A 26,019-nucleotide genomic window follows, 5' to 3' on the forward strand; every position below is an offset into this window, starting at 1 on the left:
GCACAAGCACAACAGCAGGGCAGAACACCGGAAGTCCACGACGGGGGGCGCGAGATGAACACGCTGCACGGCACCAGCACCAGCGCAGTGATCACGCGTCTGCACGATCTGCACCGGGGTTCAGAGAAGTCCGGTGCCGTGAGCGGGCGGGGGTGCGCTCGCGGCACCGGGCGTCAGCACACCGCGATCATGACGGTGGTGGACGCGCCCACGGGGGGCACGCACGGGGGGACCGCGTACGGGGAGGACCAGGGGGAACGCCGCTCCCCGGCGGAGGCGGAGTTCACCGCCTACGTCCAGGAGCGCCGCGCCTCCCTGTACGCCACCGCCTACCACCTGACCGGCGACCGCTTCGAGGCCGAGGACCTGCTGCAGAGCGCGCTGTTCTCGACCTACCGGGCGTGGGACCGGATCAGCGACAAGGCGGCCGTCGGCGGCTACCTGCGCCGGACCATGACCAACCTGCACATCAGCGCGTGGCGCCGCCGCAAGCTGAACGAGTACCCGACCGAGGAACTGCCGGAGACGGCCCAGGACACGGACGCGATGCGCGGCACCGAGCTGCGCGCGGTCCTGTGGCAGGCGCTGGCCCGGCTGCCCGAGCTCCAGCGCACCATGCTGGTCCTGCGCTACTACGAGGGTCGTACGGACCCGGAGATCGCGGACATCCTCGGCATCAGTGTCGGCACGGTGAAGTCGAGCATCTGGCGGTCGCTCCGCCGGCTGCGCGAGGACGAGGTCCTCAGCTTCGGCCGTGACGAGGAGGACGCCTTCGGGGAGCTTGTCGCCTGAAGGTTCGGGGGGACCACGGGGGGAGTAAGAGGGGGACAGCGGGGACGTCGGGGGACGTCGCCGTGACCGGTGGGGACCGGGGGAACACGGGGAAACAGGGGGGAACCCGGGGGAAAAGGGGGAACAGCGGGGGAGCACAGGGGGGTCACGGGGGACCTCCGGTGATCCGGGGGATCCGGGGGATCCGGAGGGATCGCGGGGGAGTGCGAAACAGCGGGACTGGTAGGGCCGGGGGGCCCGTCCGGTCCCGCCTTTCGTGCGCGCCCGGCTCTCCCTGGCGGCTACCGCTGGGACGGCGTGGCCGTCGCGCCCGTCGCGTCCGGCGCCGTGCGTCCGGCGACCGCCGCCCTCGCCAGACGGCCCAGCGCCTCGTCCCGGTCGCAGGCGTGCGCGCCGAGCGCCGTCTGACGGGCGATGATCGACCGTTCCAGCCGCATCAGCCGCCAGCCGCGGCGGAGCAGGAACGGCACCGACTTGCGGCCCTCCCTGAGGTCCCGCAGGAAGCGTCGCCGGAAGGTCCGCACCGGGCCCCTGTTCAGGCACAGCGCGTCGGCCAGCAGCCCCTGTTCACGGCAGCGGCCCACGATCTCCGCGGCGAAGACGCCCTCCGCGATGAACAGCGGGGTGCCGCCGATGTCGACGGCCGCCTCTCCCGTACGGGCGCTCAGCGAGATGTCGTAGACGGGGACCTCGGCGCGACGGGTGCGGCACAGCCGGTCGATCGCGGCCACGGCGGTGTCCGCGTCCCAGGAGCCGGGATGGTCCCAGTCGATGTCGGAGGTGCCGGCCACCAGGGGCAGCGACGGGTCGTCACCCTCCTTGTAGAAGTCGTCGAGGCGCAGCACCGGAAGGCCGGAGCGGGCCGCGAGGAGGGACTTGCCGGAGCCGGAGGGGCCGCAGAGCAGCACGACTCGCGCGGATATGGACGACGGGGAGGAGCTCACGGGACACCAGTTTGAGGCATCGTCCGGGTGGCGTACGACCCCGCGGCAGGGCTTTGAAGCACGCATCACACTTCCACTACTCTGCGCGTCGGACCGATTACCCGGCGAAGGCGCGAGGTGGCAGAGCGATGGCACGACACAGGGCTCCCAGGACACCGGTCGCGCGGCGCGCGCTGACGGTCCTCGCGACCGCGGGAGTGGTGCTCGGCGCCGGCGCGGCCACGGCGGCGGCCGCGGACTCCGGGGGGCTCGCGGACGACGCCGGGCACGCCGTCGGCGCGGTCGCGGACCTCAAGCCCAACCCGCTGGCCGGCACGGGCGTGGACCCGCTCGACAACGGCGTCGGCACCCAGGTCGCCGACTTCCGGTCGGTGGACTCCCGGGAGGTCACGGGACCGGTCGCCCAGGCGCCTTCGGTGGGCAGCGTTCCGGTGGCGGGACAGGCCGCCGGGATGCTGCGGAGCTGAACGGCGGAGCGCCGTGCCCCGCCCTGAAGGGGGCGGGGCACGGCGCTCCGGCCGCGGGGGCGTCGCTCAGTACGCCGAACCGGACGCGCCCAGCGAACCCGTCGGGTGCCAGACCGTCTTGGTCTCCAGGAACGCCGTCATGCGGTCCGTGCCGGGAGTCGCCGACCAGTTGTCCACAGGCTGTGGACGCAGCACGCGCTTCAGGTTGTCCGCGGCCGCGATCTCCAGCTCCTTCGCCAGCGCCTCGTCGGCGCCCGCGAGGTCGATCGCGTTGACGTCCTGGTGCGCGGCGAGCGGGGCGGCGATCTCCGCCGTACGGCCGGAGAGGATGTTGACCACGCCGCCCGGGAGGTCGGAGGTGGCCAGCACCTCGCCGAGGGAGAGCGCCGGGAGCGGGGACTTCTCGCTCGCGACGACCACCGCCGTGTTGCCGGTCGCGATCACCGGGGCGACGACCGAGACCAGGCCCAGGAAGGACGACTCCTGGGGGGCGAGGACGGCGACCACTCCCGTCGGCTCGGGGGAGGAGAGGTTGAAGAACGGTCCCGCGACCGGGTTGCCGCCGCCGACCACCTGGGCGATCTTGTCGGTCCAGCCCGCGTACCAGACCCAGCGGTCGATCGCCGCGTCCACCTGGTCGCCGGCCTTCGACTTCGACAGGCCCTCGGCCTCGGCGACCTCACGGACGTACTGGTCCCGGCGGCCCTCCAGCATCTCCGCGACGCGGTAGAGGATCTGGCCGCGGTTGTACGCCGTCGCGCCCGCCCAGCCGCCGAACGCCTTCCGCGCGGCGACCACCGCGTCACGGGCGTCCTTGCGGGACGAGAGCGGGGCGTTGGCCAGCCAGTTCTTCTTCGCGTCGGTCACCTCGTACACCCGGCCGCTCTCGGAACGCGGGAACTTCCCGCCGACGTACAGCTTGTAGGTCTTCAGCACGTTGAGTCGGTCAGACATCGAGGTACGCCTCCAGGCCGTGGCGGCCGCCCTCGCGACCGAAGCCCGACTCCTTGTAGCCGCCGAACGGCGAGGTCGGGTCGAACTTGTTGAACGTGTTGGACCAGATCACTCCCGCGCGGAGCTTGTTCGCGACCGCGAGGATGCGCGAGCCCTTCTCCGTCCAGATGCCGGCCGACAGGCCGTACGGCGTGTTGTTGGCCTTGGCGACCGCCTCGTCGGGCGTGCGGAAGGTGAGGACGGACAGGACCGGGCCGAAGATCTCGTCGCGGGCGACGGTGTGCGCCTGGGTGACGCCCGTGAACAGCGTCGGGGCGAACCAGTAGCCGCTCTCCGGGAGTTCGCACGCCGGGGACCAGCGCTCGGCGCCCTCCGCCTCGCCCCGGTCCGCCAGCGCGGTGATCCGGGCCAGCTGCTCGGCGGAGTTGATCGCGCCGATGTCGGTGTTCTTGTCCAGCGGGTCGCCGAGGCGGAGCGTGGACAGACGGCGCTTGAGGGAGTCCAGCAGCTCGTCGTGGATCGACTCCTGGACCAGCAGACGGGAGCCCGCGCAGCAGACCTGGCCCTGGTTGAAGAAGATGCCGTTGACGATGCCCTCGACGGCCTGGTCGATCGGGGCGTCGTCGAAGACGATGTTGGCGCCCTTGCCGCCGAGTTCGAGGGTCACCTTCTTGCGGGTGCCCGCGACCGTGCGCGCGATCTCCTTGCCGACGGCGGTCGAACCGGTGAAGGCGACCTTGTTCACGTCGGGGTGGGCGATCAGCGCGGCTCCGGCGCGGCCGTCACCGGTGACGATGTTGACGACGCCCCTGGGGAGCCCCGCCTGACGGCAGATGTCCGCGAAGAACAGCGCGGAGAGGGGGGTCGTCTCGGCGGGCTTCAGGACGACAGTGTTGCCCGTGGCGAGCGCCGGGGCGATCTTCCACGCCAGCATCAGCAGCGGGAAGTTCCAGGGGATGACCTGGCCGGCCACGCCGAGGGGGCGCGGGTTCGCGCCGTAGCCGGCGTGGTCCAGCTTGTCGGCCCAGCCCGCGTAGTAGAAGAAGTGCGCGGCGACCAGGGGCAGGTCCGCGTCGCGGGTCTCCCTGATCGGCTTGCCGTTGTCGAGGGTTTCGAGGACGGCCAGCTCGCGGCTGCGCTCCTGGATGATCCGGGCGATCCGGAACAGGTACTTGGCGCGCTCCGCGCCGGGCAGCGCCGACCACTTCTCGAACGCCTTGCGGGCGGCCTTCACCGCGCGGTCGACGTCCGCCTCACCGGCCTCGGCGACCTCGGAGAGCACCTCCTCCGTGGAGGGGGAGACGGTCTTGAAGACCTTGCCGTCGGCGGCCTCGGTGAACTCGCCGTCGATGAACAGGCCGTAGGAGGGGGCGATGTCGACGACCGCGCGGGACTCGGGCGCCGGCGCGTACTCGAATGCGGGTGTCCGCTTTTCCATGGTCATGGGGGTCAGTCCACCGTCACGTAGTCAGGGCCGGAGTAGCGGCCGGTCGCCAGCTTCTGGCGCTGCATCAGCAGGTCGTTCAACAGCGAGGAGGCGCCGAAGCGGAACCAGTGGTTGTCCAGCCAGTCCTCGCCCGCGGTCTCGTTGACCAGGACCAGGAACTTGATGGCGTCCTTCGTCGTGCGGATGCCGCCGGCGGGCTTCACCCCGACCTGGACGCCGGTCTGGGCGCGGAAGTCGCGCACCGCCTCCAGCATGAGGAGGGTGTTCGCGGGGGTCGCGTTGACGGCGACCTTGCCGGTCGACGTCTTGATGAAGTCCGCGCCGGCCAGCATGCCGAGCCAGCTGGCCCGGCGGATGTTGTCGTACGTCGACAGCTCGCCCGTCTCGAAGATGACCTTCAGGCGGGCGCTCGTCCCGCAGGCCTCCTTCACGGCGGTGATCTCGTCGTACACCTTCAGGTAGTCGCCCGCGAGGAACGCCCCGCGGTCGATGACCATGTCGATCTCGTCCGCGCCGGCGGCGACGGCCTCGCGGACGTCCGCCAGCTTCACGGCGATCGGGGCGCGGCCGGCCGGGAACGCGGTGGCGACGGACGCGACCTTGACGGTGGACCCCGCCACCGCCTGCTTCGCCGTGGCCACCATGTCGGGGTAGACGCAGACCGCGGCCGTGGCGGGCGTGGTGCGGTCGGTCGGGTCGGGGTGGACCGCCTTCGCGCCGAGCGCCCGGACCTTGCCCGGGGTGTCCGCGCCTTCCAGCGTCGTCAGGTCGACCATCGAGATGGCGAGGTCGATGGCGTACGCCTTCGCGGTCGTCTTGATCGAACGCGTGCCGAGCGAGGCGGCACGCGCCTCCAGGCCGACCGCGTCGACGCCGGGCAGCCCGTGGAGGAAGCGGCGCAGCGTGCTGCCGGACGCGGTGACGTCGCTGAGGGCGTGTGGTGCAGTGGTGGGCATGGTCACCAGACGAGCATATCTACGCGCGTAGCGGCTGTACAGCCCCCGAGATCCTCCCGTACGGCGTCCGCCGCCTGCGAGGCTCCGCCGGGCGTCGTGCAGAATCGGGAGCATGACGACCCCCGAGCACCAGCCGAACGACCCGGAGCCCACGAGGCCGCCCGGGTCCGCGGCCCCCCGCTACCAGGACCGTGTCTACCGCTCGCCCGCGGCCCTCGTCGGCGGTGTGCTGCTGCTCGCCCTCATCGGCTGGCTCGGCATCGACGCGGTGGTCACCGGAGAGGGACGCACCCCCTGGCTGGCCCTCGCCACGATGCTCCTGCTCGTGCCCCTGGTCGTCGCCTACACCCTGCGCCCCGCCGTGTACGTGAACGACGAACGGCTGCGCGTGCGCAACCCGTTCCGCGTGATCGAGCTGCCCTGGGGGCAGGTCGCCTCGCTGCGGTCCGGCTTCTCCAACGAGGTCTTCGACGAGTCCGGCACGAAGTACCAGCTCTGGGCGCTTCCGGTCTCGCTGCGGGCCCGCAACAAGGCGGTCCGGGCCGAGACGCGGGCGGCGGCGCAGGCCGCGCGGGCCGCGCGCGCGGGCTCGGGTTCGGAGGGCTCGGGCTCGGGTGCGGGCTCGGGTGCGCGGGCGTCCGCGGGGCGGGGCGGGCTCGGGCCGGGAGGGGTTCCCTCGGGGCCCAAGCGGGCCGAGAGCGACCGGGCGATGGACGAGATGCGGGAGATGCACGAGCTGCGGCAGTCGGAGGAGGCCGCGCAGGGCGAGGTGACCGTGCGGTGGGCCTACGAGATCGCGGGGCCCGCGGTGGTGGGGGCCGTGCTGCTGGCTGTGCTGCTGGGGGTGGGGTAGGGCCGGCGGCGAGTTCGGCGAGTGCGGCGAGGTGGGGGCGGGGCGCGGTTGCCGCGCCCCGCTTTTTTGTTCGGGTGTTCTCAGATGCCGGCCGAGCGGGACAGGTCCCGCTTGATGTCGTCCAGGAGGGTCGTCGCCTTCGTGCGGGCGGCGGGGAGGTCCGCCTTGGTGGCCACGGGGATCACGATCTCCAGGTAGCACTTGAGTTTCGGCTCCGTGCCGCTGGGGCGGACGATGACCCGTGCGCCGTCCAGGGTGTAGCGGAGGCCGTCGGTGGGCGGGAGCGTGTCCGTGCCCTCCGTCAGGTCCTCGGTCCGGGTGATGCGCAGGCCGGCCAGCTCGGTGGGCGGCTGGTCGCGCAGACGGCGCATCGCGGCCGCGATGAGGGAGAGATCCTGGACGCGGACCGAGAGCTGGTCGGTGGCGTGCAGGCCGTGCTCCACCGCGAGGTCGTCGAGGAGGTCGAGGAGGGTGCGGTTCTCCTCCTTCAGCTCGGACGCCAGCTCGGTGAGGAGGAGCGCCGCCGTGATGCCGTCCTTGTCGCGCACGCCGTCCGGGTCGACGCAGTAGCCGAGCGCCTCCTCGTAGCCGTAGCGCAGGCCCTCGGCGCGGGCGATCCACTTGAAGCCGGTCAGGGTCTCCACGTGGGGCAGGCCGGCCTTCTCGGCGATGCGGCCGAGCAGGCTCGAGGACACGATCGACTCGGCGAACGTGCCGGTCGCTCCGCGGCGGACCAGATGGGCGGCGAGCAGCGCGCCGACCTCGTCGCCGCGCAGCATGCGCCAGTCCGCGCCGTCCTTTACGGCCGCGGCGCAGCGGTCGGCGTCCGGGTCGTTGGCGATCACCAGGTCGGGGTCGGTCTCCCGGGCCTTCGCGAAGGCCAGGTCCATCGCGCCGGGCTCCTCCGGGTTGGGGAACGCGACGGTCGGGAACTCCGGGTCGGGGTCGGCCTGTTCGGTGACGAGGTCGGGGGTGGGGAAGCCCGCGCGGGCGAACGCGGCGAGGAGGGTGTCCTTGCCGACCCCGTGCATCGCCGTGTAGACGGTGCGGGCGGTGCGGGGGGAGCCCTTGGCGAGGACCGCGTCCGTGCGGGCGAGGTAGGCGTCCAGGACGCCGTCGTCGAGGGTCCGCGGGCCTTCGGTGGGGCGGGGGACCGTGGCGAGGGAGGCGACTGCCTCGATCTCGGCGGCGATCTCCGCGTCGGCCGGGGGGACGATCTGGGAGCCGTCGCCGAGGTACACCTTGTAGCCGTTGTCGCGGGGCGGGTTGTGGCTGGCGGTGACCTCTACTCCGGCGACGGCGTTGAGGTGCCGTATGGCGAAGGCGAGGACGGGGGTGGGGAGGGGGCGGCCGAGGACGGCGGCCCTCAGGCCCGCGCCGGTCATGACGGCGGCGGTGTCCTCCGCGAAGTCGCGGGACTTGTGGCGGGCGTCGTAGCCGATGACGACGAGGCCGTCGGTGTGGCCCTGCTTCTTGAGGTACGCGGCGAGGCCGGCGGCTGCGCGGATGACGACGGAGCGGTTCATGCGCATCGGGCCCGCGCCGAGTTCGCCGCGGAGGCCGGCGGTGCCGAACTGGAGGGTGCCGCTGAAGCGGGCGGTGAGTTCGGCGTGGTCGCCGGCGTCGATGAGGCGGGCGAGTTCCTCGCGGGTGTCCGGGTCGGGGTCTTCGGCGAGCCACGCCTGGGCCTGTGCGATGAGGGCGTCGTCTTGCACGGTCGGTTCGGCCTCTCTCGTTGGTCGTCAGTCAGGTTGTCATGGGGTGCGGTCTGGTGCCCACGGTGTGGTGGGTGGGGCGGGGCCGGGTCGGGGGTGGCCGTCCTCGGACTGGCGCGACTGTCCAAGCTGCCATGTGCACAGGGCGCGGACGCGCCAGCCACTGCGGGCGGCCACCCCCGCCCCGTCCCCTCCGCGCCGTGGGCGGCTGTCCGCCGCCCACGCCGCCCGCCTGCGGACAGCTGCACCCGCGCTCTTTGCAGGCAGCCGCACCCGCGCTCTTTGCAGGCAGCCGTACCCGCGCTCTTTGCAGGCAGCCGCACCCCGGCTTTCCGCGAGCAGCCGTACCTCGCACTCCGAACTCCGAACTCCGCGGGCAGTCGTACCGGCCGCTGGGGCGGCAGCCCACCCCCGCCCCGCCGCCCTCCGCGGGCAGTCGCACTCCCGTTCTCCGCGGGCAGTCGTGCCGCAGGGCGGCACGGGTGGGCGCGACGGCACCCCGTGGGCGCCGGGCTGCGCGACTCACCCCCGGCCCGCACCCACGCCGGGCAACCCGGCAGGCACCGGGCCGCAGGGCCGCTCCCGGCACACAGCGATGGGGGGCAACCTGCCGGGTGCCGGGCGGCGTGCGGCGTGCTGGGTGAGTGGCTGCGCGGGGCACCCGGACCGCACCGGCCCCGGCTCGGGCTGCCGCTGGCTACAGGCGACCGAGGACCTGCGCCAGCAGGGACCCCATCCGCGTCGCGGAGTCCCGCCCCGCCTGGAGGACCTCCTCGTGGTTGAGGGGCTCGCCCGTCATACCCGCGGCCAGGTTGGTGACCAGGGAGATCCCCAGCACCTCCGCCCCCGCCTCCCGCGCGGCGATCGCCTCGAGGACCGTCGACATGCCGACCAGGTCCGCCCCGATCACCCGGGCCATCCGGATCTCCGCCGGAGTCTCGTAGTGCGGGCCGGGGAACTGGGCGTAGACGCCCTCCTCCAGGCTGGGGTCGATCCCCTTGCACAGCGCCCGCAGCCGCGGGGAGTACAGGTCCGTGAGGTCGACGAAGTTCGCGCCGACGATCGGCGAGGTCGCGGTGAGGTTGATGTGGTCGCTGATCAGGACCGGCTGGCCGGGGCGCATCCCCGCGCGCAGACCCCCGCAGCCGTTCGTCAGGACGATCGTCTTCGCGCCCGCCGCCACGGCCGTACGGACGCCGTGGGCCACCGCGGCGACCCCGCGGCCCTCGTAGTAGTGGGTGCGGCCCAGGAACACCAGGGCCCGCTTCGCGCCGATGGCGTACGAGCGGACCGTGCCGCCGTGGCCCTCCACCACCGGCGGCGGGAAGCCGGGCAGCTCGGTGACCCGGAGCTCGGCCTCGGGCGTGCCGAGGGCGTCCACGGCCGGGGCCCAGCCGGAGCCCATCACGAGGGCGACGTCGTGGGTCTCGGCGCCCGTGAGTTCGCGCAGGCGCGCGGCGGCGGCGTCGGCGGCGGCGTAGGGGTCGCCCTGGATGTCGTCCGGAAGAAGAGAAGCGTTCACGCGATGAGGGTAGCCCGTATTCGCCTACGCGCGTAGATGTCGTTGCCGATGCGTTGGCCATCGTTGTCTTGTCGTTTCCGGCGGGCGGTTCTCAGCAGGGGCGCTTGCGCAGTTCCATCACGTAGTCGTGGGGCGCGCCCGCGGACTCCGCCGCGTCCGCGATCTCGCCCAGGTAGCGGGCCGAGGGGAGGCCGCCCTCGTAGCTGTTGAGGACGTACGTCCAGGCAGGCTCCTCGCCGTCCAGGGTGTGCACGCGCACCCGCGTGCGCCGGTAGAGGTCCAGGCCGGCCGCGCCCTCCCAGCGGTCCAGGGCCTCCTCGTCCATCGGCGCTATGTCGTACAGGGCCACGAAGACCTGCGAGATCGGGTCCTCGACGAGCGTGGCCAGCGCGCCCTCCCAGCCCATGTGCTCGCCGCCGAAGGTCAGCCGCCACCCGTTCAGCCAGCCGGTGGCGCGCAGCGGCGAGTGCGGGGCGCGGCGGGACATCAGCCGCGCGTCGAGATGGCCGGCGTACGCGGCGTAGAGCGACATGGGGGAAGGGTACGGCAGGGGGAGGCGGGCCACTCCGGTAACAGGGGGGCCACGGCTCGGGCCCCCGGGCGGTCGCACGCTGAGGTGTGCGGGACAATGGAGCATGTGACTCGGATCGTGATCATCGGTGGCGGACCCGGCGGATACGAAGCGGCGCTGGTCGCCGCTCAGCTCGGCGCGGAGGTGACCGTCGTCGACTGCGACGGTCTGGGCGGGGCGTCGGTGCTCACCGACTGCGTGCCGTCGAAGACCCTGATCGCCACGGCCGAGGTGATGACCACCTTCGACTCCTCGTACGAGGAGCTGGGCATCATCGTCGCCGACGACACCCCGCCCATGGAGCAGGCCGCCCGGGTGGTCGGCGTGGACCTGGGCAAGGTGAACCGGCGTGTGAAGCGCCTCGCGCTGGCCCAGTCGCACGACATCACCGCCTCCGTGACCCGGGCCGGCGCGCGCGTGCTGCGCGGGCGGGGCCGGCTGGAGGGCATGCAGGCGCTCGACGGCTCCCGGAAGGTCGTGGTGCGCGCCGCGGACGGCACCGAGGAGACGCTCACCGCGGACGCCGTGCTGATCGCGACCGGCGGGCACCCGCGCGAGCTGCCGGACGCCCGCCCCGACGGCGAGCGGATCCTCAACTGGACGCAGGTGTACGACCTGAACGAGCTCCCCGAGGAGCTCATCGTGGTCGGTTCCGGTGTCACGGGCGCCGAGTTCGCCGGCGCCTACCAGGCCCTCGGCTCGAAGGTGACGCTGGTGTCGTCGCGCGACCGGGTGCTGCCGGGCGAGGACCCGGACGCCGCCGCCGTGCTGGAGGACGTCTTCCGGCGGCGCGGCATGAACGTCATGGCGCGCTCGCGTGCGCAGTCCGCGAAGCGGGTCGGGGACCGGGTGGAGGTGACGCTCGCCGACGGCCGCGTCATCACCGGGTCACACTGCCTGATGGCCGTGGGCGCCATCCCGAACTCCGAGGGCATGGGCCTGGAGGAGGCCGGGGTCAGGCTGCGGGAGTCGGGCCACATCTGGACCGACAAGGTCTCCCGGACCACGGCTCCGGGTGTGTACGCCGCCGGTGACGTGACCGGCGTCTTCGCGCTGGCCTCGGTGGCGGCGATGCAGGGCCGTATCGCCATGTACCACTTCCTGGGCGACGCGGTGGCCCCGCTCAACCTCAAGACGGTCTCGTCGAACGTCTTCACCGACCCCGAGATCGCCACCGTCGGCTACTCGCAGGCCGACGTCGACGGCGGCAAGATCGACGCCCGCGTGGTGAAGCTGCCGCTGCTGCGCAATCCGCGCGCGAAGATGCAGGGCATCCGCGACGGCTTCGTCAAGATCTTCTGCCGCCCCGGCACCGGCATCGTGGTGGGCGGCGTGGTCGTCTCGCCCCGCGCCTCGGAACTCATCCACCCCATCTCGATCGCGGTCGACAACAACCTGACGGTGGAGCAGATCGCGAACGCCTTCACGGTCTACCCCTCGCTGTCGGGCTCCATCGCGGAGGTGGCGCGGCAGCTGCACACGCGGAAGGCGGACGGGGAGGCCTGACGGCCGGAAACGGCCCCCCGCCGGTCACGGGGCGTCGTCACTCGTACCTCAGCCCTATACCACCTGACATGGGGCTGCGCGAACAACTTCTGCTATTCAGCGCAAACTGCTGAAAGCAGACGGTCGTCGGCGTTACTGTCAGTTTCGTGTTCGCTGCAGAACGTCGCCAATTGATCCTCGAAATGGTGCGAGCGAACGGAGCCGTGTCGCTCCGTGAGCTCGCCCGCGTCGTCCAGACCTCCGAAGTGACCGTACGGCGGGACGTGCGCGCGCTGGAGGCAGAAGGACTCCTCGACCGCCGGCATGGCGGTGCGGTATTGCCGGGCGGTTTCACGCGAGAGTCCGGTTTTCCGCAGAAGTCACATCTCGCGACCGCCGAGAAGACCGCGATCGCCGACCTCGCCGCGAACCTGGTGGAAGAGGGCGAGGCCATCGTGGTCGGCGCGGGTACCACCACACAGGAGCTGGCCCGCCGGCTGGCCCGGGTGCCCGGACTGACGGTCGTCACCAACTCCCTCCTGGTCGCCCAGGCGTTGGCCCATGCCAACCGGGTGGAGGTCGTGATGACCGGCGGCACGCTCCGCGGCTCCAACTACGCCCTGGTCGGCAGCGGTGCCGAGCAGTCCCTGCAGGGACTGCGGGTGTCGCGGGCGTTCCTCTCCGGCAGCGGGCTCACCGCCGAGCGGGGGCTGTCCACGTCCAACATGCTGTCGGCGTCGGTCGACCGGGCGTTGGTGCAGGCCGCGGCGGAGGTGGTGGTCCTGGCGGACCACACCAAGCTCGGGACGGACACGATGTTCCAGACGGTGCCCACGGATCTGATCACGCGGCTGGTGACGGATGAGCCGCCCGCGCACGACGACCGGGCGGGGACGGAGCTTCAGGCGCTGGCCGATCAGGGTGTGCAGATCGCTGTCGCGGGGGCGGGGAACGAGGGGGGTTCGTCGGCGGGTGCGGCGGGCGGGCGTCAGCGCCGGGATGTTCCCCTTCCCGGGCCGCGGAGGCAGGGGCCTGGCGGGTTGCGGGCCGCTGTGGGGCTGGGGGCGGCGGGGGAAGCGGTGCAGGGGGCTGAGCGGGGGGCTGCGCGGGTTGCGGACCTGAGGAGACGCTGAGGCGTCGTCCGGGTTTCACCCCTGGCGGGGTGTGCGGCAGGGTGCGGTACGCGTACCCGGTGGGCTGTGTGCCGGGCGCGGCCCTGCGGCCCGGTGTTTGCCGGGTGCCCGGCGTGGGTGTGGGCCGGGGGTGTTGCGCAGCCCGGCGCTTGCGGGGTGCCGTCGCGCCCACCCGTGCCGCCCTGCGGCACGACTGCCCGCGGGAACGGCGGGGCGGCTGCGCGCGGAAACGGCGGGGCGGGGGTGGGCTGCTGCTCTGCGGCACGACTGCCCGCGGAGGGCGGAGTGCGGGGGTGCTGTCCGGAGGCTCGCGGGGGAGACGGCGGGTAGCCGTCCACGGCGCGGAGGGGGCGGGGTGGGGGTGGTCGCCCGCAGTGGCTGGCGCGTCCGCGCCGGGCCACTGCGTAGCGGGGGCAGTCGCGCCAGTCCGAGGACGGCCACCCCCACCCCGGCACCGACTCACCCACCGGCGTCAGGCGCTACGCCCACCCCCACCGGAGATCAGCCGCGTCAGTCCTTGATCTCGCAGATCGCCGCGCCGGACGTGACAGACGCTCCCACCTCAGCGCTCAGACCCTTGATCGTGCCCGACCGGTGCGCGTTGATGGGCTGCTCCATCTTCATGGCCTCCAGGACGACGACCAGGTCGCCCTCCTTGACCTCCTGCCCCTCCTCCACCGCGAGCTTCACGATGGTGCCCTGCATCGGAGAGGCGAGCGTGTCACCGGAAGCCACCGGACCGGACTTCTTCGCCGCCCGCCGCTTCGGCTTGGCGCCCGCCGCCAGCCCCGTACGGGCCAGCGACATCCCCAGCGAAGCCGGAAGCGAGACCTCCAGACGCTTGCCGCCGACCTCGACGACGACCGTCTCCCGGTCCGCCTCGTCCTCGGCGCCCGCGTCCACGGCGGCCGCGAACGGCTTGATCTCGTTGACGAACTCCGTCTCGATCCAGCGGGTGTGTACCGTGAACGGATCCGCAGAGCCCGTGAGCTCGGGAGCGAACGCCGGGTCCCTCACCACCGCGCGGTGGAACGGAATGGCCGTCGCCATGCCCTCGACCTGGAACTCGTTCAGCGCACGCGCCGCCCGCTCCAGTGCCTCCTTGCGCGTACGCCCGGTGACGATCAGCTTGGCCAGCAGCGAGTCCCACGCCGGCCCGATCACCGAGCCGGACTCCACACCCGCGTCCAGCCGCACACCCGGCCCCGACGGCGCGGCGAACGTCGTCACCGTGCCCGGCGCGGGCAGGAAGTTCCGCCCCGGGTCCTCACCGTTGATGCGGAACTCGAACGAGTGACCGCGCAGCACCGGGTCGCCGTACCCCAGCTCCTCACCGTCCGCGATCCGGAACATCTCCCGGACGAGGTCGATACCCGCGACCTCCTCGGTCACCGGGTGCTCCACCTGCAGACGCGTGTTGACCTCGAGGAACGAGATCGTGCCGTCGAGGCCCACCAGGAACTCGACGGTGCCGGCGCCGACGTAGCCGGCCTCCTTCAGGATGGCCTTCGACGCCGAGTACAGCTCGTCGACCTGCGCCTCGGACAGGAACGGCGCCGGGGCCTCCTCGACCAGCTTCTGGTGCCGCCGCTGGAGCGAGCAGTCACGCGTGGACACGACGACCACGTTGCCGTACTTGTCGGCCAGGCACTGCGTCTCCACGTGCCGCGGCTTGTCCAGGTAGCGCTCCACGAAGCACTCCCCGCGACCGAAGGCGGCGACCGCCTCGCGCACCGCGGAGTCGTACAGCTCCGGCACCTCTTCGAGGGTCCGGGCGACCTTCAGACCACGCCCGCCACCACCGAACGCGGCCTTGATGGCGATCGGCAGCCCGTGCTCCTCGGCGAAGGCGACGACCTCCTCCGCGCCGCTCACCGGATCGGGCGTGCCCGCCACCAGCGGAGCGCCCGCGCGCTGCGCGATGTGGCGGGCGGCGACCTTGTCGCCGAGGTCGCGGATGGCCTGCGGCGGCGGGCCGATCCAGATCAGGTCGGCGTCCAGTACCGCCTGGGCGAACTCGGCGTTCTCGGAGAGGAAGCCGTAGCCCGGGTGGATGGCGTCCGCGCCCGACTCCTTCGCGGCCTTCAGCACCTTGTCGATGTCGAGGTAACTGGTGGCCGGAGTGTCACCGCCCAGGGCGAACGCCTCATCCGCGGCGCGGACATGCAGAGCGTCCCGGTCCGGGTCGGCATAGACGGCAACGCTCGCGATTCCGGCATCCCGGCAGGCCCGGGCAACGCGGACAGCGATTTCGCCACGGTTGGCGATGAGCACCTTGCGCACGATTGAGGCTCCCTCCTTGAAACAAGCCGAGTTTAGGGACTGCCGACACGGCACATCGACCCGTCCCCCGTGGTGAGCTTGCCCACACGGAGCGTGATGCGAGGCTTGCTCGACCCGGGAAATCCCTTGTCGCACCTCGGTACGCAGGACTCCTCCCGAAAACCCTAGCCGTCCCGTGTGGTCAAGGTCTCTGTGAGAGCGTGCTGCGGCCCACTCGGTTTCTTTGTGGAGTCCCTACGAATGGCCCAATGATTCTTTGCCTTCCACGGGACCCTTGTCCCGAGGTTTACCCGTTAGTAGCCTTCGCGTCGGCCCGAACATACTCGGGGTAACCACAGTCGTGCTCGAAAGTGGGTGGGGGCCGGTGGCGCGCAGACCGGTGGCGTGGGTCGTGTCGCTCGTACTGTTCGCCGAGGCGCTCGGCGTGGCGGCGCTGAACTGGTTCCTGGGCGTCGTCGTCGACCGGCAGAACATGTCGCTGGCCGGGCTCGACCCGGACATGATGTCGACGTCCTCGAAGATCGGCGGGGTCGTCTTCGGACTCTACTTCGCCCTGTGCGGCCTGGTGGCCCTGCTGGTCGCCCTGCGCGACCGGGCGCCCGCCGGCCTCGGCAGGGTGCTGCTGATCAGCGCGGCGGTGGTGCACGCGCTGCTGGGCGCCGTCACCTGGGGGCTGGTCGGCTGGACGGCGTTCCTCTACATGGTCGTCGTGTTCGGGCTCGTCGTGCTGCTCCTGATGACGTACGACGGCCGTCCGGAGCAGCCTGCCGATGCCGCGCCCGGGGTGTCGCCCGGCGTCCCGCCCGGCGCCGCTCCCGGGGGCGGTGGCGCGGGCGGCGGCGCCGGTGGTGACGGTTCCCCGGTCACGCCCCCGGCGCCCACAACTCCGTGATGCCGACGCCGAGGCCCGAGAGCAGACGCCGGACCAGGGGCAGGCTGATGCCGATGACGTTGCCGTGGTCGCCGTCGATGCCGTCGATGAACGGGGCCGAGCGGCCGTCCAGGGTGAAGGCGCCGGCGACGTGCAGCGGTTCGCCCGAGGCGACGTAGGCGGCGACCTCCTCGTCGGTGGGCTCGCCGAAGCGGACCACCGTGGAGGCGGTGGCGGAGACGTAGCGGCCGCTGAGGGTGTCGTAGACGCAGTGGCCGGTCTGCAGGGTCCCCGCACGGCCCCGCATGGACTTCCAGCGCGCGGTGGCCTCCTCGGCGTCCGCGGGCTTGCCGAGGGCCTGGCCGTCCAGTTCCAGGACCGAGTCGCAGCCGATCACCAGGGCGCCCTTGACCTCGGGCTTCGCGGCGACGACGGACGCCTTCGCCTCGGCCAGGGCGAGCGCCAGCTCGGCGGGGGTGGGAGCGGTGACGGCGTCCTCGTCGACCCCGCTGACGATCACCTCGGGGTCCAGTCCGGCCTGCCGGAGCAGTCCGAGCCGGGCGGGGGACTGGGAGGCGAGCACGAGTCGGCGGCGCGGCTGATCTGTCATGCGGTCAGCGTATCGACGTCGCCCGGATGCCTCATCCGATGCCCGGCCGACGCCTCGCCCGGCGCCTCACCTCACGCCGATGACGAGCATGGCGAACACCATGGCCAGAGCCACCAGAACGCCCAGCCGCCGGAGCATGTCCTGCGTGTCCCGCAGGTCCTCGGGCGGCTCGTTGTCGGGGTCGGACCACAGCATGTCACCAGCGTGGGGCCTGGCAGGTGAAGGTGCCTGAGTACGCGTACTCAACTGGGGGCGTGGGGCCGTACCGAGGTACGGCCCCACGCCCCCAGGCGAGGGTCTCGCTAGGCCGGCCAGTACGTGCGCGACCAGGACACCGGGCCCGGGCGCGGGACGCTGTGCGCGGCGATCCGGGACGGGTCGGACCACGCGTCACGGGGCGCGGGCGCGCCGGACGGCTCGGCCGACGCCGCCGCGGCGCGCGCCCGGACCACCGCCAGTGCGGCGGCCAGCTCCTCCGGGGTGGGGTTGCCCCGTACGACCTTGATCGTCATGGTGGCTCCAACGGGCCTAGAGGGGGATGTTGCCGTGCTTCTTCGGAGGCAGGGATTCCCGCTTCGTACGCAGCTGACGCAGGCCGCGGACGATGTGCCGGCGGGTGTCCGACGGCATGATCACCGCGTCGACGTAACCGCGCTCGGCCGCGACGTACGGGTTGAGCAGGGCGTCCTCGTACTCCCGCATCAGGCGGGCGCGGGCCTCCTCGGGGTCGTCCGATTCGGCGATGGTGCGGCGGTGCAGGATGTTGACCGCGCCCTGCGCGCCCATCACCGCGATCTGGGCGGTCGGCCAGGCCAGGTTGAGGTCGGCGCCCAGGTGCTTGGAGCCCATGACGTCGTACGCGCCGCCGAACGCCTTGCGGGTGATGACCGTGATGAGGGGGACGGTGGCCTCGGCGTAGGCGAAGATCAACTTGGCGCCGCGGCGGATGATGCCGTCGTGCTCCTGGTCCACGCCGGGCAGGAAGCCGGGGACGTCGACGAAGGTGATGACCGGGATGTTGAAGGCGTCGCAGGTGCGGACGAAGCGGGCCGCCTTCTCGGACGCGGTGATGTCCAGACAGCCGGCGAACTGCATCGGCTGGTTGGCGACGATGCCGACGGGGTGCCCCTCGACGCGGCCGTAGCCGGTGAGGATGTTGGGCGCGAACAGGGGCTGCGTCTCGAAGAACTCGGCGTCGTCGAGGACGTGCTCGATGACGGCGTGCATGTCGTACGGCTGGTTCGCCGAGTCCGGGACGATCGTGTCGAGTTCGCGGTCCTCCTCGGTGACCGTGAGGTCCGCCTCCTCGGGGAAGACGGGGGGCTCGGAGAGGTTGTTGGAGGGGAGGTAGGAGAGGAGCTGCTTGACGTACTCGATCGCGTCCTTCTCGTCGCCGGCCATGTGGTGGGCGACGCCGGAGGCGGTGTTGTGGGTGCGGGCGCCGCCGAGTTCCTCGAAGCCGACGTCCTCGCCGGTGACGGTCTTGATGACGTCGGGTCCGGTGATGAACATGTGGGACGTCTGGTCGACCATGATCGTGAAGTCGGTGATCGCGGGGGAGTAGACCGCGCCGCCCGCGCAGGGGCCGACGACCAGGCTGATCTGCGGGATCACGCCGGAGGCGTGGGTGTTGCGGCGGAAGATCTCGCCGTACGCGCCGAGGGAGGCCACGCCCTCCTGGATGCGGGCGCCTCCGGAGTCGTTGATGCCGATGACGGGGCAGCCGGTCTTGAGGGCGAAGTCCATCACCTTGACGATCTTCTGGCCGTAGACCTCGCCGAGGGCTCCGCCGAAGACGGTGAAATCCTGGGAGAAGACGGCGACCGGGCGGCCGTCGACGGTGCCGTAGCCGGTGACGACGCCGTCGCCGTAGGGGCGGTTGGCGTCGAGGCCGAAGTTTGTGGAGCGGTGCCGGGCGAACTCGTCCAGTTCGACGAAGGAGCCCTCGTCGAGCAGGAGGTCGATCCGCTCACGTGCCGTCAGCTTGCCCTTGGCGTGCTGCTTCTCCACGGCGCGTGCGGAGCCGGCGTGCGTCGCCTCTTCGATACGACGCTGGAGATCCGCGAGCTTGCCCGCGGTCGTGTGAATGTCAGGCTGCTGCTCTTCCGGCTCGGACATCGGGATGCGGCTCCCTGCCTGCTCAAAAGGGGGGACGGTTACTCATCCGTAGCGTAGTGGGGGGCCTGGGGATCGGCAGTGCGGTGTTTCCCACACCTAGTGTGGGTTGCATGACGCCCCGAGATGCCTCTGAATCCCCTCGCAACCGGTGGTCCGACCTGGACCGGCCGCCGCTCAACGTGACCGCCCTGCGGCGGGGGCTGGTGCGGGAGGGGTCGTTGTGGCGGGAGGTGGACGTGGTGCAGAGCACCGGGTCGACGAACTCGGACCTGGTGGCGCGTGCCGGTGGGGGGCGGGAGGTGGCGGAGGGGGTTGTTCTCGTCGCCGAGGAGCAGACCGCCGCCCGGGGGCGTCTTGACCGGCGGTGGACCGCTCCTGCCCGGTCGGGGCTGTTCTTCTCCGTGCTGCTGCGGCCGGCGGAGGTGCCGGTGGCGCGGTGGGGGTGGCTGCCGCTGCTCACCGGGGTGGCGGTGGCGACCGGGCTGTCCCGGGCGGCGGGTGTCGACACGGCGCTGAAGTGGCCGAACGATCTGCTGGTCACCGTGGGCGGTGAGGAGCGCAAGGCGGGCGGGATCCTGGCCGAGCGGGCCGGTGACGACGGGGTGGTCGTCGGGGTCGGGATCAATGTGAGCCTGCGGGCCGATGAGCTGCCGGTGCCTACGGCGGGGTCGCTGGCGCTGGCCGGGGCGGTGAGCACGGACCGGGATCCGTTGTTGCGGGGGGTGCTGCGGGCGCTGGAGGACTGGTACGGGCGGTGGCGTGGTGCGGGAGGCGACGCGGGGGCGTGCGGGCTCCAGGAGACGTACGCGGCGGGGTGCGCGACGCTCGGGCGGGTGGTGCGGGCGGAGTTGCCGGGGGATCGGGAGCTGGTGGGGGAGGCGGTCGCGGTGGACGGGGACGGGCGGCTGGTGCTGGCCACGGGGGAGGGTGTGCAGGAGCCGGTGGGGGCGGGGGACATCGTTCATCTGCGGGGGCGGTGATGTGCGCCTGATGGTGGTGGGTGGGGCGGGGCCGGGTCGGGGGTGGCCGTCCTCGGACTGGCGCGACTGTGCCCGCTGGAATGCGTCGGGGGCGCGGACGCGCCAGCCACTGCGGGCGGCCACCCCCGCCCCGTCCCCTCCACGCCGTCAGCGGCCATCCGCCACACACGGCCGCCAGCACCTCAGCTTCCGCCCTCCACGGCCAGCACATCCGCTTCCGCCTTCCGCGGCCAGCACATCCGCTTCCGCCTTCCGCGGGCAGCCGCCGCCCCGCCGCCCTGCGCGGGCAGCATCACCGCTTCCGCGCTCCGCGGGCAGCCGCCGCTCCGCCCTGCCGCGCTCCGCGGGCAGCCGCCACTCCGCCCCGCCCCGCCCCGCTCCGCGGGCAGCCGCGCCGCCGCTCTCCGCGGGCAGTCGTGCCGCTGGGGCGGCACGGGTGGGCGCGACGGCACCCCGTGGGCGCCGGGCTGCGCAATCTCCCCCCGGCCCACACCCGCGAGGGGCGCCGGGCTGCGCGAACCCGCCCCCGGCCCGCACCCGCGAGGGGCGCCGGGCTGCGCGAACCCGCCCCCGGACCGCACCCACGAGGGGCGCCCGTGCGGCGCAGGGCACCGGGTTGCACGCACCCCCCGCCGGGCGGAACGTGGCCCCGGGTGGGACACCTCGCGCACCCCACCCCCGGCCCAACCTGACCAAGTGAGCTGGCGCACACCTGCCGTAGAGTTGAGCCCGGTCGATACCTGGCCATGGCAGATCGGAAGGGCACGCGTGACCGTCGACGACTCGGGTTCCACGGACGCGCAGGGCGCCGGCGAGGATCCGCTTGCCCTGCGCCTCGAACAGCTCATCCTGGGCGCCGAGCGCCGTTACACACCGTTCCAGGCCGCGCGCAGCGCCGGCGTCACCATGGAACTCGCCACCCGTTTCTGGCGGGCGATGGGTTTCGCCGACGTGGGCCAGGCCAAGGCCCTCACCGAGGCGGACGTACTCGCACTGCGCCGCCTCGCCGGTCTGGTGGAGGCGGGGCTGCTCAGCGAGGCCATGGCGGTACAGGTGGCCCGGTCCACCGGACAGACCACCGCACGGCTGGCCGAGTGGCAGATCGACTCCTTCCTGGAGGGGTTGACCGAGCCGCCCGAGCCGGGCATGACCCGTACCGAGGTGACGTACCCGATCGTCGAACTGCTCCTGCCCGAGCTGGAGGAGTTCCTCGTGTACGTCTGGCGGCGCCAGCTCGCCGCCTCGGCCGGGCGGGTCGTGCAGGGCGCCGATGACGAGGAGATGGTCGACCGGCGGCTGGCCGTCGCCTTCGCGGACCTCGTGGGCTTCACGCGGCTGACCAGGCGGATGGAGGAGGAGGAACTCGGCGAGCTCGTCGAGGCCTTCGAGACCACCGCCGCCGATCTGGTCGCCGCACGGGGTGGACGGCTCATCAAGACGCTGGGCGACGAGGTGCTCTACGCGGCCGACGACGCCGGTACGGCCGCCGAGATCGCGATGCTGCTGATCGAGACCATGGCGAACGACGAGACCATGCCGGAGCTGCGAGTGGGCATGGCGTTCGGCACGGTGACCACCCGGATGGGCGATGTCTTCGGTACGACCGTGAACCTGGCGTCCCGGCTCACCTCCATAGCCCCCCGTGATGCCGTGCTGGTCGACAGCGCGTTCGCCGAGGAGCTGATCCGGAACGGGGACGCCCCTGCCTCCGAGTCGGCGGCGGCCGAGGCTGTCGCGGCGGCGGAGAAGGAGGGCGAGGAGCCGCCTGGCTACCGGTTCGCGCTCCAGCCGATGTGGCAGCGGCCCGTGCGTGGTCTGGGTGTGGTGGAGCCGTGGCTGCTCAACCGCCGGAACGGGGCTTCCTCCGCCCCTTAGCGCTGGTCGCCGCCTATGCAGAGTCCGATGATCGGTACGCACAGGCGAGGGTCCGGAGTGGCCGCGGGATCGTCCGGTGGGTGGGGTGCGGGTGGTTGCCCGTCGGACGGTGGGGTCGGCTTCGGGGTGTTCGACGGGCGGGATGTGGTCGGGCGGGGCTGCCCGCTCGGGGTGGTGCTGTGGGGTGGTGCGGGTTCCCGGGTGGGTGGGTCCGGGGTGGTGGTGGAGGGTCGGAGTGTGGGGGTGGCCGGTCCGGGTGGGGTGAGGGGGATCGGGTTCTTGCCGCCCAGGGCGGTGGGGGAGGACGGGCTCGCGTCGGGGGTGGGGGACGCGGTGGGTTGTTCGGTCTCGGACGGGGTGGTGGCCGGGGTGGTGGGCGTGCTGGTGCGGGTGGGGAGGGGGCCTGCCTCTGTGCTGGTGTCGCCCTGGAGGGTGGCCAGGTGGAGCAGGGTTGCGGTGCCTGCGGCCAGGGTCAGGACGCCCGCGGCCGGCAGGGCCTTGCGGGGGCGGGGCTTGCGGTGGCGGCCGCGCAGGTGGAAGCGGCGGGACGGTGGCTCGTCGGTGGGTGTGGTCCGTGGCATCGCGATTCCCTCCCCCTGCGTGCGCGCCCCCGGCGCGCCGCGGTGTGCGCACGGTATGGCGCTCCCGTGGGCGGTGGGGCGGGAGTGGGTGGGATGTCACTCGAACGGGTGGACGGGGGGTGACGGGGGAACCGGGCGTGCGCCCTTTTCTCCGGTGGGCGTCGGCTGCGATGATCGGGGCGAGTGCAGTTAACCCGCGTTAACCGGAGGGCGTCGATGAGTGAGCAACGGTTCGGGGAGTTCGTGCTGGTGCGCCGGCACGAGCGGGGGCATGTCGCGGAGCTCGTCCTCGACCGGCCCAAGGCTATGAACGCCGTGTCGACCGGGATGGCCCGCTCCCTCGCCGGCGCCTGTGCGGCGCTGGGGGAGGACCGGAGCGTGCGGGCGGTGGTGCTGACCTCCTCGCACGAGCGGGCGTTCTGCGTGGGCGCCGACCTCAAGGAGCGGAACTCGTTCACCGACGCCGATCTGATGCGTCAGCGGCCGGTGGCCCGCGGGGCGTACACGGGGGTGCTCGAGCTGCCGGTGCCCACGGTCGCCGCGGTGCACGGGTTCGCCCTCGGGGGCGGGTTCGAGCTGGCCCTGTCGTGCGACGTGATCGTGGCGGACCGTACGGCGGTGATGGGGCTGCCCGAGGTGTCCGTCGGGGTGATCCCGGGCGGGGGAGGCACCCAGTTGCTGCCCCGGCGGGTGGGGGCGGCGCGGGCCGCCGAGCTGATCTTCACGGCGCGGCGGGTGGAGGCCGCCGAGGCACGGGAGCTGGGGCTGGTCGACGAGCTGGTGGAGCAGGGGAAGGACCGGGAGGAGGCGCTGGCCATGGCCTCCCGGATCGCCGCCCACTCGCCGGTGGGGCTGCGGGCCGCCAAGCGGGCGCTGCGGCTGGGGCACGGGCTGGATCTCGCCGCCGGGCTCGAGGTCGAGGACGCGGCCTGGCGGTCGGTGGCGTTCTCGGGCGACCGGGCGGAGGGGGTGGCCGCGTTCAACGAGAAGCGCAGGCCGGAGTGGCCCGGGGAGTAGGCCCCGTTCGCGCCCTTGATATCCCGGTTGGTCCTGAATCTCCTTAATCTGGAGAGATGGGTGAGGACAGCCGGCTGGCGGCCGTGGTGGCGCTGGCCCAGGGCATGGCAGCCGCGCACAGCTCCCGGGGCGCCTGGCGGGCCGCGGCCCGCGGCGCCTGCCGGGCGCTGGGCGGGACCTTCGCGGCGCTGTCGGTGTGGGAGCGGGAGCTCGGACGGCTGCGTGTGCTGGTGAACGTCGGGGAGCTGGCCGAGGGGGAGGAGGAGTTCCCCGAGGACGAGTCGTATCCGGTGTACCAGTTCGCGGAGATCACCGAGTTCCTGCACGAGCGGTGGGCGGGGGGCGGTGAGCCCGACGCCTGGGTGGAGACGGCGGAGGGGCCCCCGCCCGGCCGGGCGGGCTACCGCCATCAGCGGGTCGCCGCGCTGCGGCGGCGCGGGCGCGGGTGCTGTGTGGTCGCCCCGATCGTGCTGCACGGGCGGGCGTGGGGCGAGCTGTATGTGGCCCGGCCGGTTGGCGCGCCCGTCTTCGGCCGGGGTGACGCCGACTTCGCCACGGTGCTGGCCGCCGTGGTGGCCGCCGGGATCGCGCAGGCCGAGCGGCTGGAGGAGGCCCGCCGGCTGGCGTACACGGACGCGCTGACCGGGCTGGCCAACCGGCGCGCCGTGGACGCCCGGCTCGACGAGGCGGTCGAGTGCCACCGGCGGGACGGGGCCGTCGTCAGCCTGGTGGTCTGCGACCTGAACGGGCTGAAGCGGGTCAACGACACACAGGGCCATGCCGTGGGGGACCGGCTGCTGGAGCGGTTCGGGATGGTGCTGTCGCTGTGCGGGGCCATGCTGCCGGGGGCGCTGGCGGCGCGGCTCGGCGGGGACGAGTTCTGTCTGCTGGCGGTGGGGCCGTCCGCCGACGAGGTGGTCAAGGCCGCCGACGAGGTCTGCCGCCGGGCGGTGGAGCTGGGGATCGGGGACGGTGTCGCGTGCGGGGTGGCGTCCACCGAGGACCCCGTCGGGCCGGTGCGCTCGGCCCGCCGGCTGTTTCGGCTGGCGGACGCGGCGCAGTACCGGGCCAAGGCGGAGCGTGCCGAGCACCCCGTGGTGGCCGGGCGGGAGGGGCCGGGCGATCCCGTCGTGCGGCTCGCGGACGAACCCTCGCGGGCGGCGGACGGGGAGCGGCGCCGTTTCCGGGGCCGGCACTCCCCGGAGCGCCCGGAGCCGGGGTGACGTGGCGGTAAGGGGTGAGGTGGGCGACCGGTGGTGACATCATTGAATTCAGTGCGTACGCTCCTGAATATGGATATGCACACTGTGGTGGTGGGGACCTCCGGCGTGACCGCGTCCGACGTGCTCGCCGTGGCGCGCGGCGGCGCCCGCGTCGACCTGTCCGCGGAGGCGGTGGCCGCCCTCGCCGCGTCCCGCGAGATCGTGGACGCGCTGGCCGCCAAGCCCGAACCCGTGTACGGGGTGAGCACCGGCTTCGGCGCCCTGGCGACCCGGCACATCAGCCCCGAGCTGCGTACGCAGCTGCAGCGCAACATCGTCCGCTCGCACGCCGCGGGGATGGGGCCGCGGGTGGAGCGGGAGGTCGTCCGCGCCCTGATGTTCCTGCGGCTCAAGACGGTCTGCTCCGGACACACCGGCGTCCGGCCTGAGGTGGCCCGGACCATGGCCGACGTGCTGAACGCCGGGATCACCCCGGTCGTGCACGAGTACGGCTCCCTCGGCTGCTCCGGCGATCTGGCCCCGCTGTCCCACTGCGCCCTCGCGCTGATGGGCGAGGGCGAGGCGGAGGGGCCCGACGGCGTCGTGCGGCCCGCCGGCGAGCTGCTCGCCGAGCACGGCATCCGGCCCGTCGTGCTGCGCGAGAAGGAGGGCCTCGCCCTCCTCAACGGCACCGACGGCATGCTCGGCATGCTGGTCATGGCCCTCGCCGACCTCGACATCCTCTACAAGTCGGCCGACGTCACGGCCGCCCTCAGCCTGGAGGCGCTGCTCGGCACCGACCGGGTCCTCGCCCCCGAGCTGCACGCCATCCGCCCGCACCCCGGACAGGCCGCCAGCGCCGCCAACATGCTGGCCGTGCTGAAGGGTTCGGGGCTGACGGGACATCACCAGGACGACGCGCCCCGCGTCCAGGACGCCTACTCGGTGCGCTGCGCCCCGCAGGTCGCCGGCGCCGGACGGGACACCCTGGCCCACGCCCGGCTGGTCGCCGAGCGCGAACTCGCCTCCGCCGTCGACAACCCGGTGGTGCTGCCCGACGGCCGGGTGGAGTCGAACGGCAACTTCCACGGGGCCCCGGTCGCGTATGTGCTGGACTTCCTGGCCATCGCCGTCGCCGATCTCGCCTCCATCGCCGAGCGCCGCACCGACCGGCTGCTGGACAAGAACCGCAGCCACGGGCTGCCGCCGTTCCTCGCCGACGACGCGGGCGTCGACTCCGGCCTGATGATCGCCCAGTACACCCAGGCCGCCCTGGTCAGCGAGTTGAAGCGGCTCGCCGTACCGGCGTCGGCGGACTCGATCCCGTCCTCCGCGATGCAGGAGGACCACGTCTCCATGGGCTGGTCGGCGGCGCGCAAGCTGCGGACGGCGGTCGACAACCTCACCCGGGTCGTCGCCGTGGAGCTGTACACGGCCACCCGGGCCGTGGAGCTGCGCGAGGGGCTGACCCCGGCGCCGGCCACCCGGGCGGCCGTCGAGGCCCTGCGGGCGGCGGGTGCGGCCGGACCCGGCCCGGACCGTCACCTCGCGCCCGACCTGGCGGCGGCGGACGCGTTCGTCCGGGACGGGCGGCTGGTGGCGGCCGTCGAGACGGTCACCGGGCCGCTGAACTGAACCCTGCG

24 protein-coding genes are annotated in these 26,019 nt (G+C 72.9%); 11 read left to right on the top strand and 13 right to left on the bottom strand.

The features are described from left to right. Positions 1-54: 54 nt before the first annotated feature. Entirely contained in the window at positions 55-792 is a 738-nt protein-coding gene (locus CNQ36_RS22220; RefSeq protein WP_121547277.1) for a SigE family RNA polymerase sigma factor, read from the top strand. A gap of 281 nt (positions 793-1,073) precedes the next feature. Here the strand turns inward: CNQ36_RS22220 and CNQ36_RS22225 are convergent, their stop codons facing one another. Then, the gene (locus CNQ36_RS22225; protein WP_121547278.1) at positions 1,074-1,802 is read right to left on the bottom strand and encodes a uridine kinase family protein; all 729 of its coding nucleotides are present in this window, start codon (positions 1,800-1,802) and stop codon (positions 1,074-1,076) included. Positions 1,803-1,864: 62 nt separating this feature from the next. On the opposite strand from CNQ36_RS22225, the gene CNQ36_RS22230 reads away from it, so the two are divergent. Further along, complete coding sequence (locus CNQ36_RS22230) at positions 1,865-2,203, top strand: hypothetical protein (RefSeq protein ID WP_121547279.1); 339 nt, start codon at positions 1,865-1,867, stop codon at positions 2,201-2,203. A 66-nt stretch (positions 2,204-2,269) separates the two neighbouring features. Here CNQ36_RS22230 and CNQ36_RS22235 read toward each other — a convergent pair whose 3' ends face one another. From CNQ36_RS22235 to deoC, 3 genes are read right to left on the bottom strand one after another with little or no spacing between them, the layout of a single operon-like run. After that, positions 2,270-3,157, bottom strand: a complete 888-nt coding sequence (locus CNQ36_RS22235) for an aldehyde dehydrogenase family protein (RefSeq protein WP_163013328.1) — start codon at positions 3,155-3,157, stop codon at positions 2,270-2,272. Continuing rightward, positions 3,150-4,595 (bottom strand): aldehyde dehydrogenase family protein, encoded by a 1,446-nt coding sequence (locus tag CNQ36_RS22240; RefSeq protein WP_121548549.1) that lies wholly within the window; start codon positions 4,593-4,595, stop codon positions 3,150-3,152. Before CNQ36_RS22240 ends, CNQ36_RS22235 begins: the two co-directional genes overlap by 8 nt. An 11-nt stretch (positions 4,596-4,606) precedes the next feature. After that, on the bottom strand, positions 4,607-5,560 hold the full coding sequence (deoC, locus tag CNQ36_RS22245) for a deoxyribose-phosphate aldolase (RefSeq protein ID WP_040908536.1): 954 nt from the start codon (positions 5,558-5,560) through the stop codon (positions 4,607-4,609). 112 nt (positions 5,561-5,672) lie between these two features. Between deoC and CNQ36_RS22250 the strand changes: the two genes are divergently transcribed. Continuing rightward, on the top strand, positions 5,673-6,413 hold the full coding sequence (locus CNQ36_RS22250; RefSeq protein ID WP_121547281.1) for a PH domain-containing protein: 741 nt from the start codon (positions 5,673-5,675) through the stop codon (positions 6,411-6,413). An 80-nt stretch (positions 6,414-6,493) separates the two neighbouring features. On the opposite strand, the gene CNQ36_RS22255 is transcribed toward CNQ36_RS22250, so the two are convergent. From CNQ36_RS22255 to CNQ36_RS22265, 3 genes are all read right to left on the bottom strand, one after another. Further along, on the bottom strand, positions 6,494-8,128 hold the full coding sequence (locus CNQ36_RS22255; protein WP_121547282.1) for a phospho-sugar mutase: 1,635 nt from the start codon (positions 8,126-8,128) through the stop codon (positions 6,494-6,496). Positions 8,129-8,825: 697 nt separating this feature from the next. Continuing rightward, a complete protein-coding gene (locus tag CNQ36_RS22260) occupies positions 8,826-9,650 on the bottom strand; it encodes a purine-nucleoside phosphorylase (protein WP_121547283.1) in 825 nt (274 codons plus the stop codon). Between the two features lie 91 nt (positions 9,651-9,741). Next, entirely contained in the window at positions 9,742-10,182 is a 441-nt protein-coding gene (locus CNQ36_RS22265; protein WP_004926589.1) for a gamma-glutamylcyclotransferase family protein, read from the bottom strand. A 96-nt stretch (positions 10,183-10,278) separates the two neighbouring features. Between CNQ36_RS22265 and CNQ36_RS22270 the strand changes: the two genes are divergently transcribed. Both CNQ36_RS22270 and CNQ36_RS22275 read left to right on the top strand, forming a co-directional pair. Continuing rightward, positions 10,279-11,727, top strand: a complete 1,449-nt coding sequence (locus CNQ36_RS22270) for an NAD(P)H-quinone dehydrogenase (protein WP_121547284.1) — start codon at positions 10,279-10,281, stop codon at positions 11,725-11,727. A gap of 146 nt (positions 11,728-11,873) precedes the next feature. Then, positions 11,874-12,839 carry a DeoR/GlpR family DNA-binding transcription regulator gene (locus CNQ36_RS22275; RefSeq protein WP_121547285.1) on the top strand — a complete coding sequence of 322 codons (966 nt, stop codon included), beginning with the start codon at positions 11,874-11,876 and terminating at the stop codon, positions 12,837-12,839. Between the two features lie 510 nt (positions 12,840-13,349). On the opposite strand, the gene CNQ36_RS22285 is transcribed toward CNQ36_RS22275, so the two are convergent. Then, positions 13,350-15,122 (bottom strand): acetyl/propionyl/methylcrotonyl-CoA carboxylase subunit alpha, encoded by a 1,773-nt coding sequence (locus CNQ36_RS22285; RefSeq protein ID WP_121547287.1) that lies wholly within the window; start codon positions 15,120-15,122, stop codon positions 13,350-13,352. A 364-nt stretch (positions 15,123-15,486) separates the two neighbouring features. On the opposite strand from CNQ36_RS22285, the gene CNQ36_RS22290 reads away from it, so the two are divergent. Beyond that, positions 15,487-16,014, top strand: coding sequence for a hypothetical protein (locus CNQ36_RS22290; protein ID WP_121547288.1), 528 nt, complete (start codon positions 15,487-15,489; stop codon positions 16,012-16,014). Here CNQ36_RS22290 and CNQ36_RS22295 read toward each other — a convergent pair. The 4 genes from CNQ36_RS22295 to CNQ36_RS22305 form a co-directional block, all read right to left on the bottom strand. Further along, positions 15,986-16,603: a Maf family protein gene (locus CNQ36_RS22295; RefSeq protein ID WP_121547289.1), complete on the bottom strand. Its 618-nt coding sequence runs from the start codon at positions 16,601-16,603 to the stop codon at positions 15,986-15,988. The genes CNQ36_RS22290 and CNQ36_RS22295 overlap by 29 nt on opposite strands. A 66-nt stretch (positions 16,604-16,669) precedes the next feature. Next, positions 16,670-16,798 carry a morphogenic membrane protein MmpB gene (gene mmpB, locus CNQ36_RS35605; RefSeq protein ID WP_260868447.1) on the bottom strand — a complete coding sequence of 43 codons (129 nt, stop codon included), beginning with the start codon at positions 16,796-16,798 and terminating at the stop codon, positions 16,670-16,672. Between the two features lie 107 nt (positions 16,799-16,905). Beyond that, positions 16,906-17,115 carry an acyl-CoA carboxylase epsilon subunit gene (locus CNQ36_RS22300; RefSeq protein WP_121547290.1) on the bottom strand — a complete coding sequence of 70 codons (210 nt, stop codon included), beginning with the start codon at positions 17,113-17,115 and terminating at the stop codon, positions 16,906-16,908. 16 nt (positions 17,116-17,131) lie between these two features. Continuing rightward, positions 17,132-18,721, bottom strand: a complete 1,590-nt coding sequence (locus tag CNQ36_RS22305; protein WP_004926570.1) for an acyl-CoA carboxylase subunit beta — start codon at positions 18,719-18,721, stop codon at positions 17,132-17,134. A 110-nt stretch (positions 18,722-18,831) separates the two neighbouring features. On the opposite strand from CNQ36_RS22305, the gene CNQ36_RS22310 reads away from it, so the two are divergent. Next, the gene (locus CNQ36_RS22310) at positions 18,832-19,701 is read left to right on the top strand and encodes a biotin--[acetyl-CoA-carboxylase] ligase (RefSeq protein WP_121547291.1); all 870 of its coding nucleotides are present in this window, start codon (positions 18,832-18,834) and stop codon (positions 19,699-19,701) included. Positions 19,702-20,469: 768 nt separating this feature from the next. Then, positions 20,470-21,576, top strand: a complete 1,107-nt coding sequence (locus CNQ36_RS22315) for an adenylate/guanylate cyclase domain-containing protein (RefSeq protein ID WP_004926567.1) — start codon at positions 20,470-20,472, stop codon at positions 21,574-21,576. On the opposite strand, the gene CNQ36_RS34815 is transcribed toward CNQ36_RS22315, so the two are convergent. After that, positions 21,573-22,157: a hypothetical protein gene (locus CNQ36_RS34815; RefSeq protein ID WP_163013329.1), complete on the bottom strand. Its 585-nt coding sequence runs from the start codon at positions 22,155-22,157 to the stop codon at positions 21,573-21,575. The genes CNQ36_RS22315 and CNQ36_RS34815 overlap by 4 nt on opposite strands. Positions 22,158-22,373: 216 nt before the next feature. On the opposite strand from CNQ36_RS34815, the gene CNQ36_RS22325 reads away from it, so the two are divergent. From CNQ36_RS22325 to hutH, 3 genes are all read left to right on the top strand, one after another. Next, positions 22,374-23,174, top strand: coding sequence for an enoyl-CoA hydratase/isomerase family protein (locus CNQ36_RS22325; protein WP_121547293.1), 801 nt, complete (start codon positions 22,374-22,376; stop codon positions 23,172-23,174). A 56-nt stretch (positions 23,175-23,230) separates the two neighbouring features. Further along, a complete protein-coding gene (locus CNQ36_RS22330; RefSeq protein WP_163013330.1) occupies positions 23,231-24,397 on the top strand; it encodes a GGDEF domain-containing protein in 1,167 nt (388 codons plus the stop codon). A gap of 75 nt (positions 24,398-24,472) precedes the next feature. After that, positions 24,473-26,011 carry a histidine ammonia-lyase gene (hutH, locus tag CNQ36_RS22335; RefSeq protein WP_121547294.1) on the top strand — a complete coding sequence of 513 codons (1,539 nt, stop codon included), beginning with the start codon at positions 24,473-24,475 and terminating at the stop codon, positions 26,009-26,011. Positions 26,012-26,019: the final 8 nt, after the last annotated feature.

The sequence above is a fragment of the Streptomyces fungicidicus genome (assembly GCF_003665435.1).
GTDB lineage: Bacteria > Actinomycetota > Actinomycetes > Streptomycetales > Streptomycetaceae > Streptomyces > Streptomyces fungicidicus.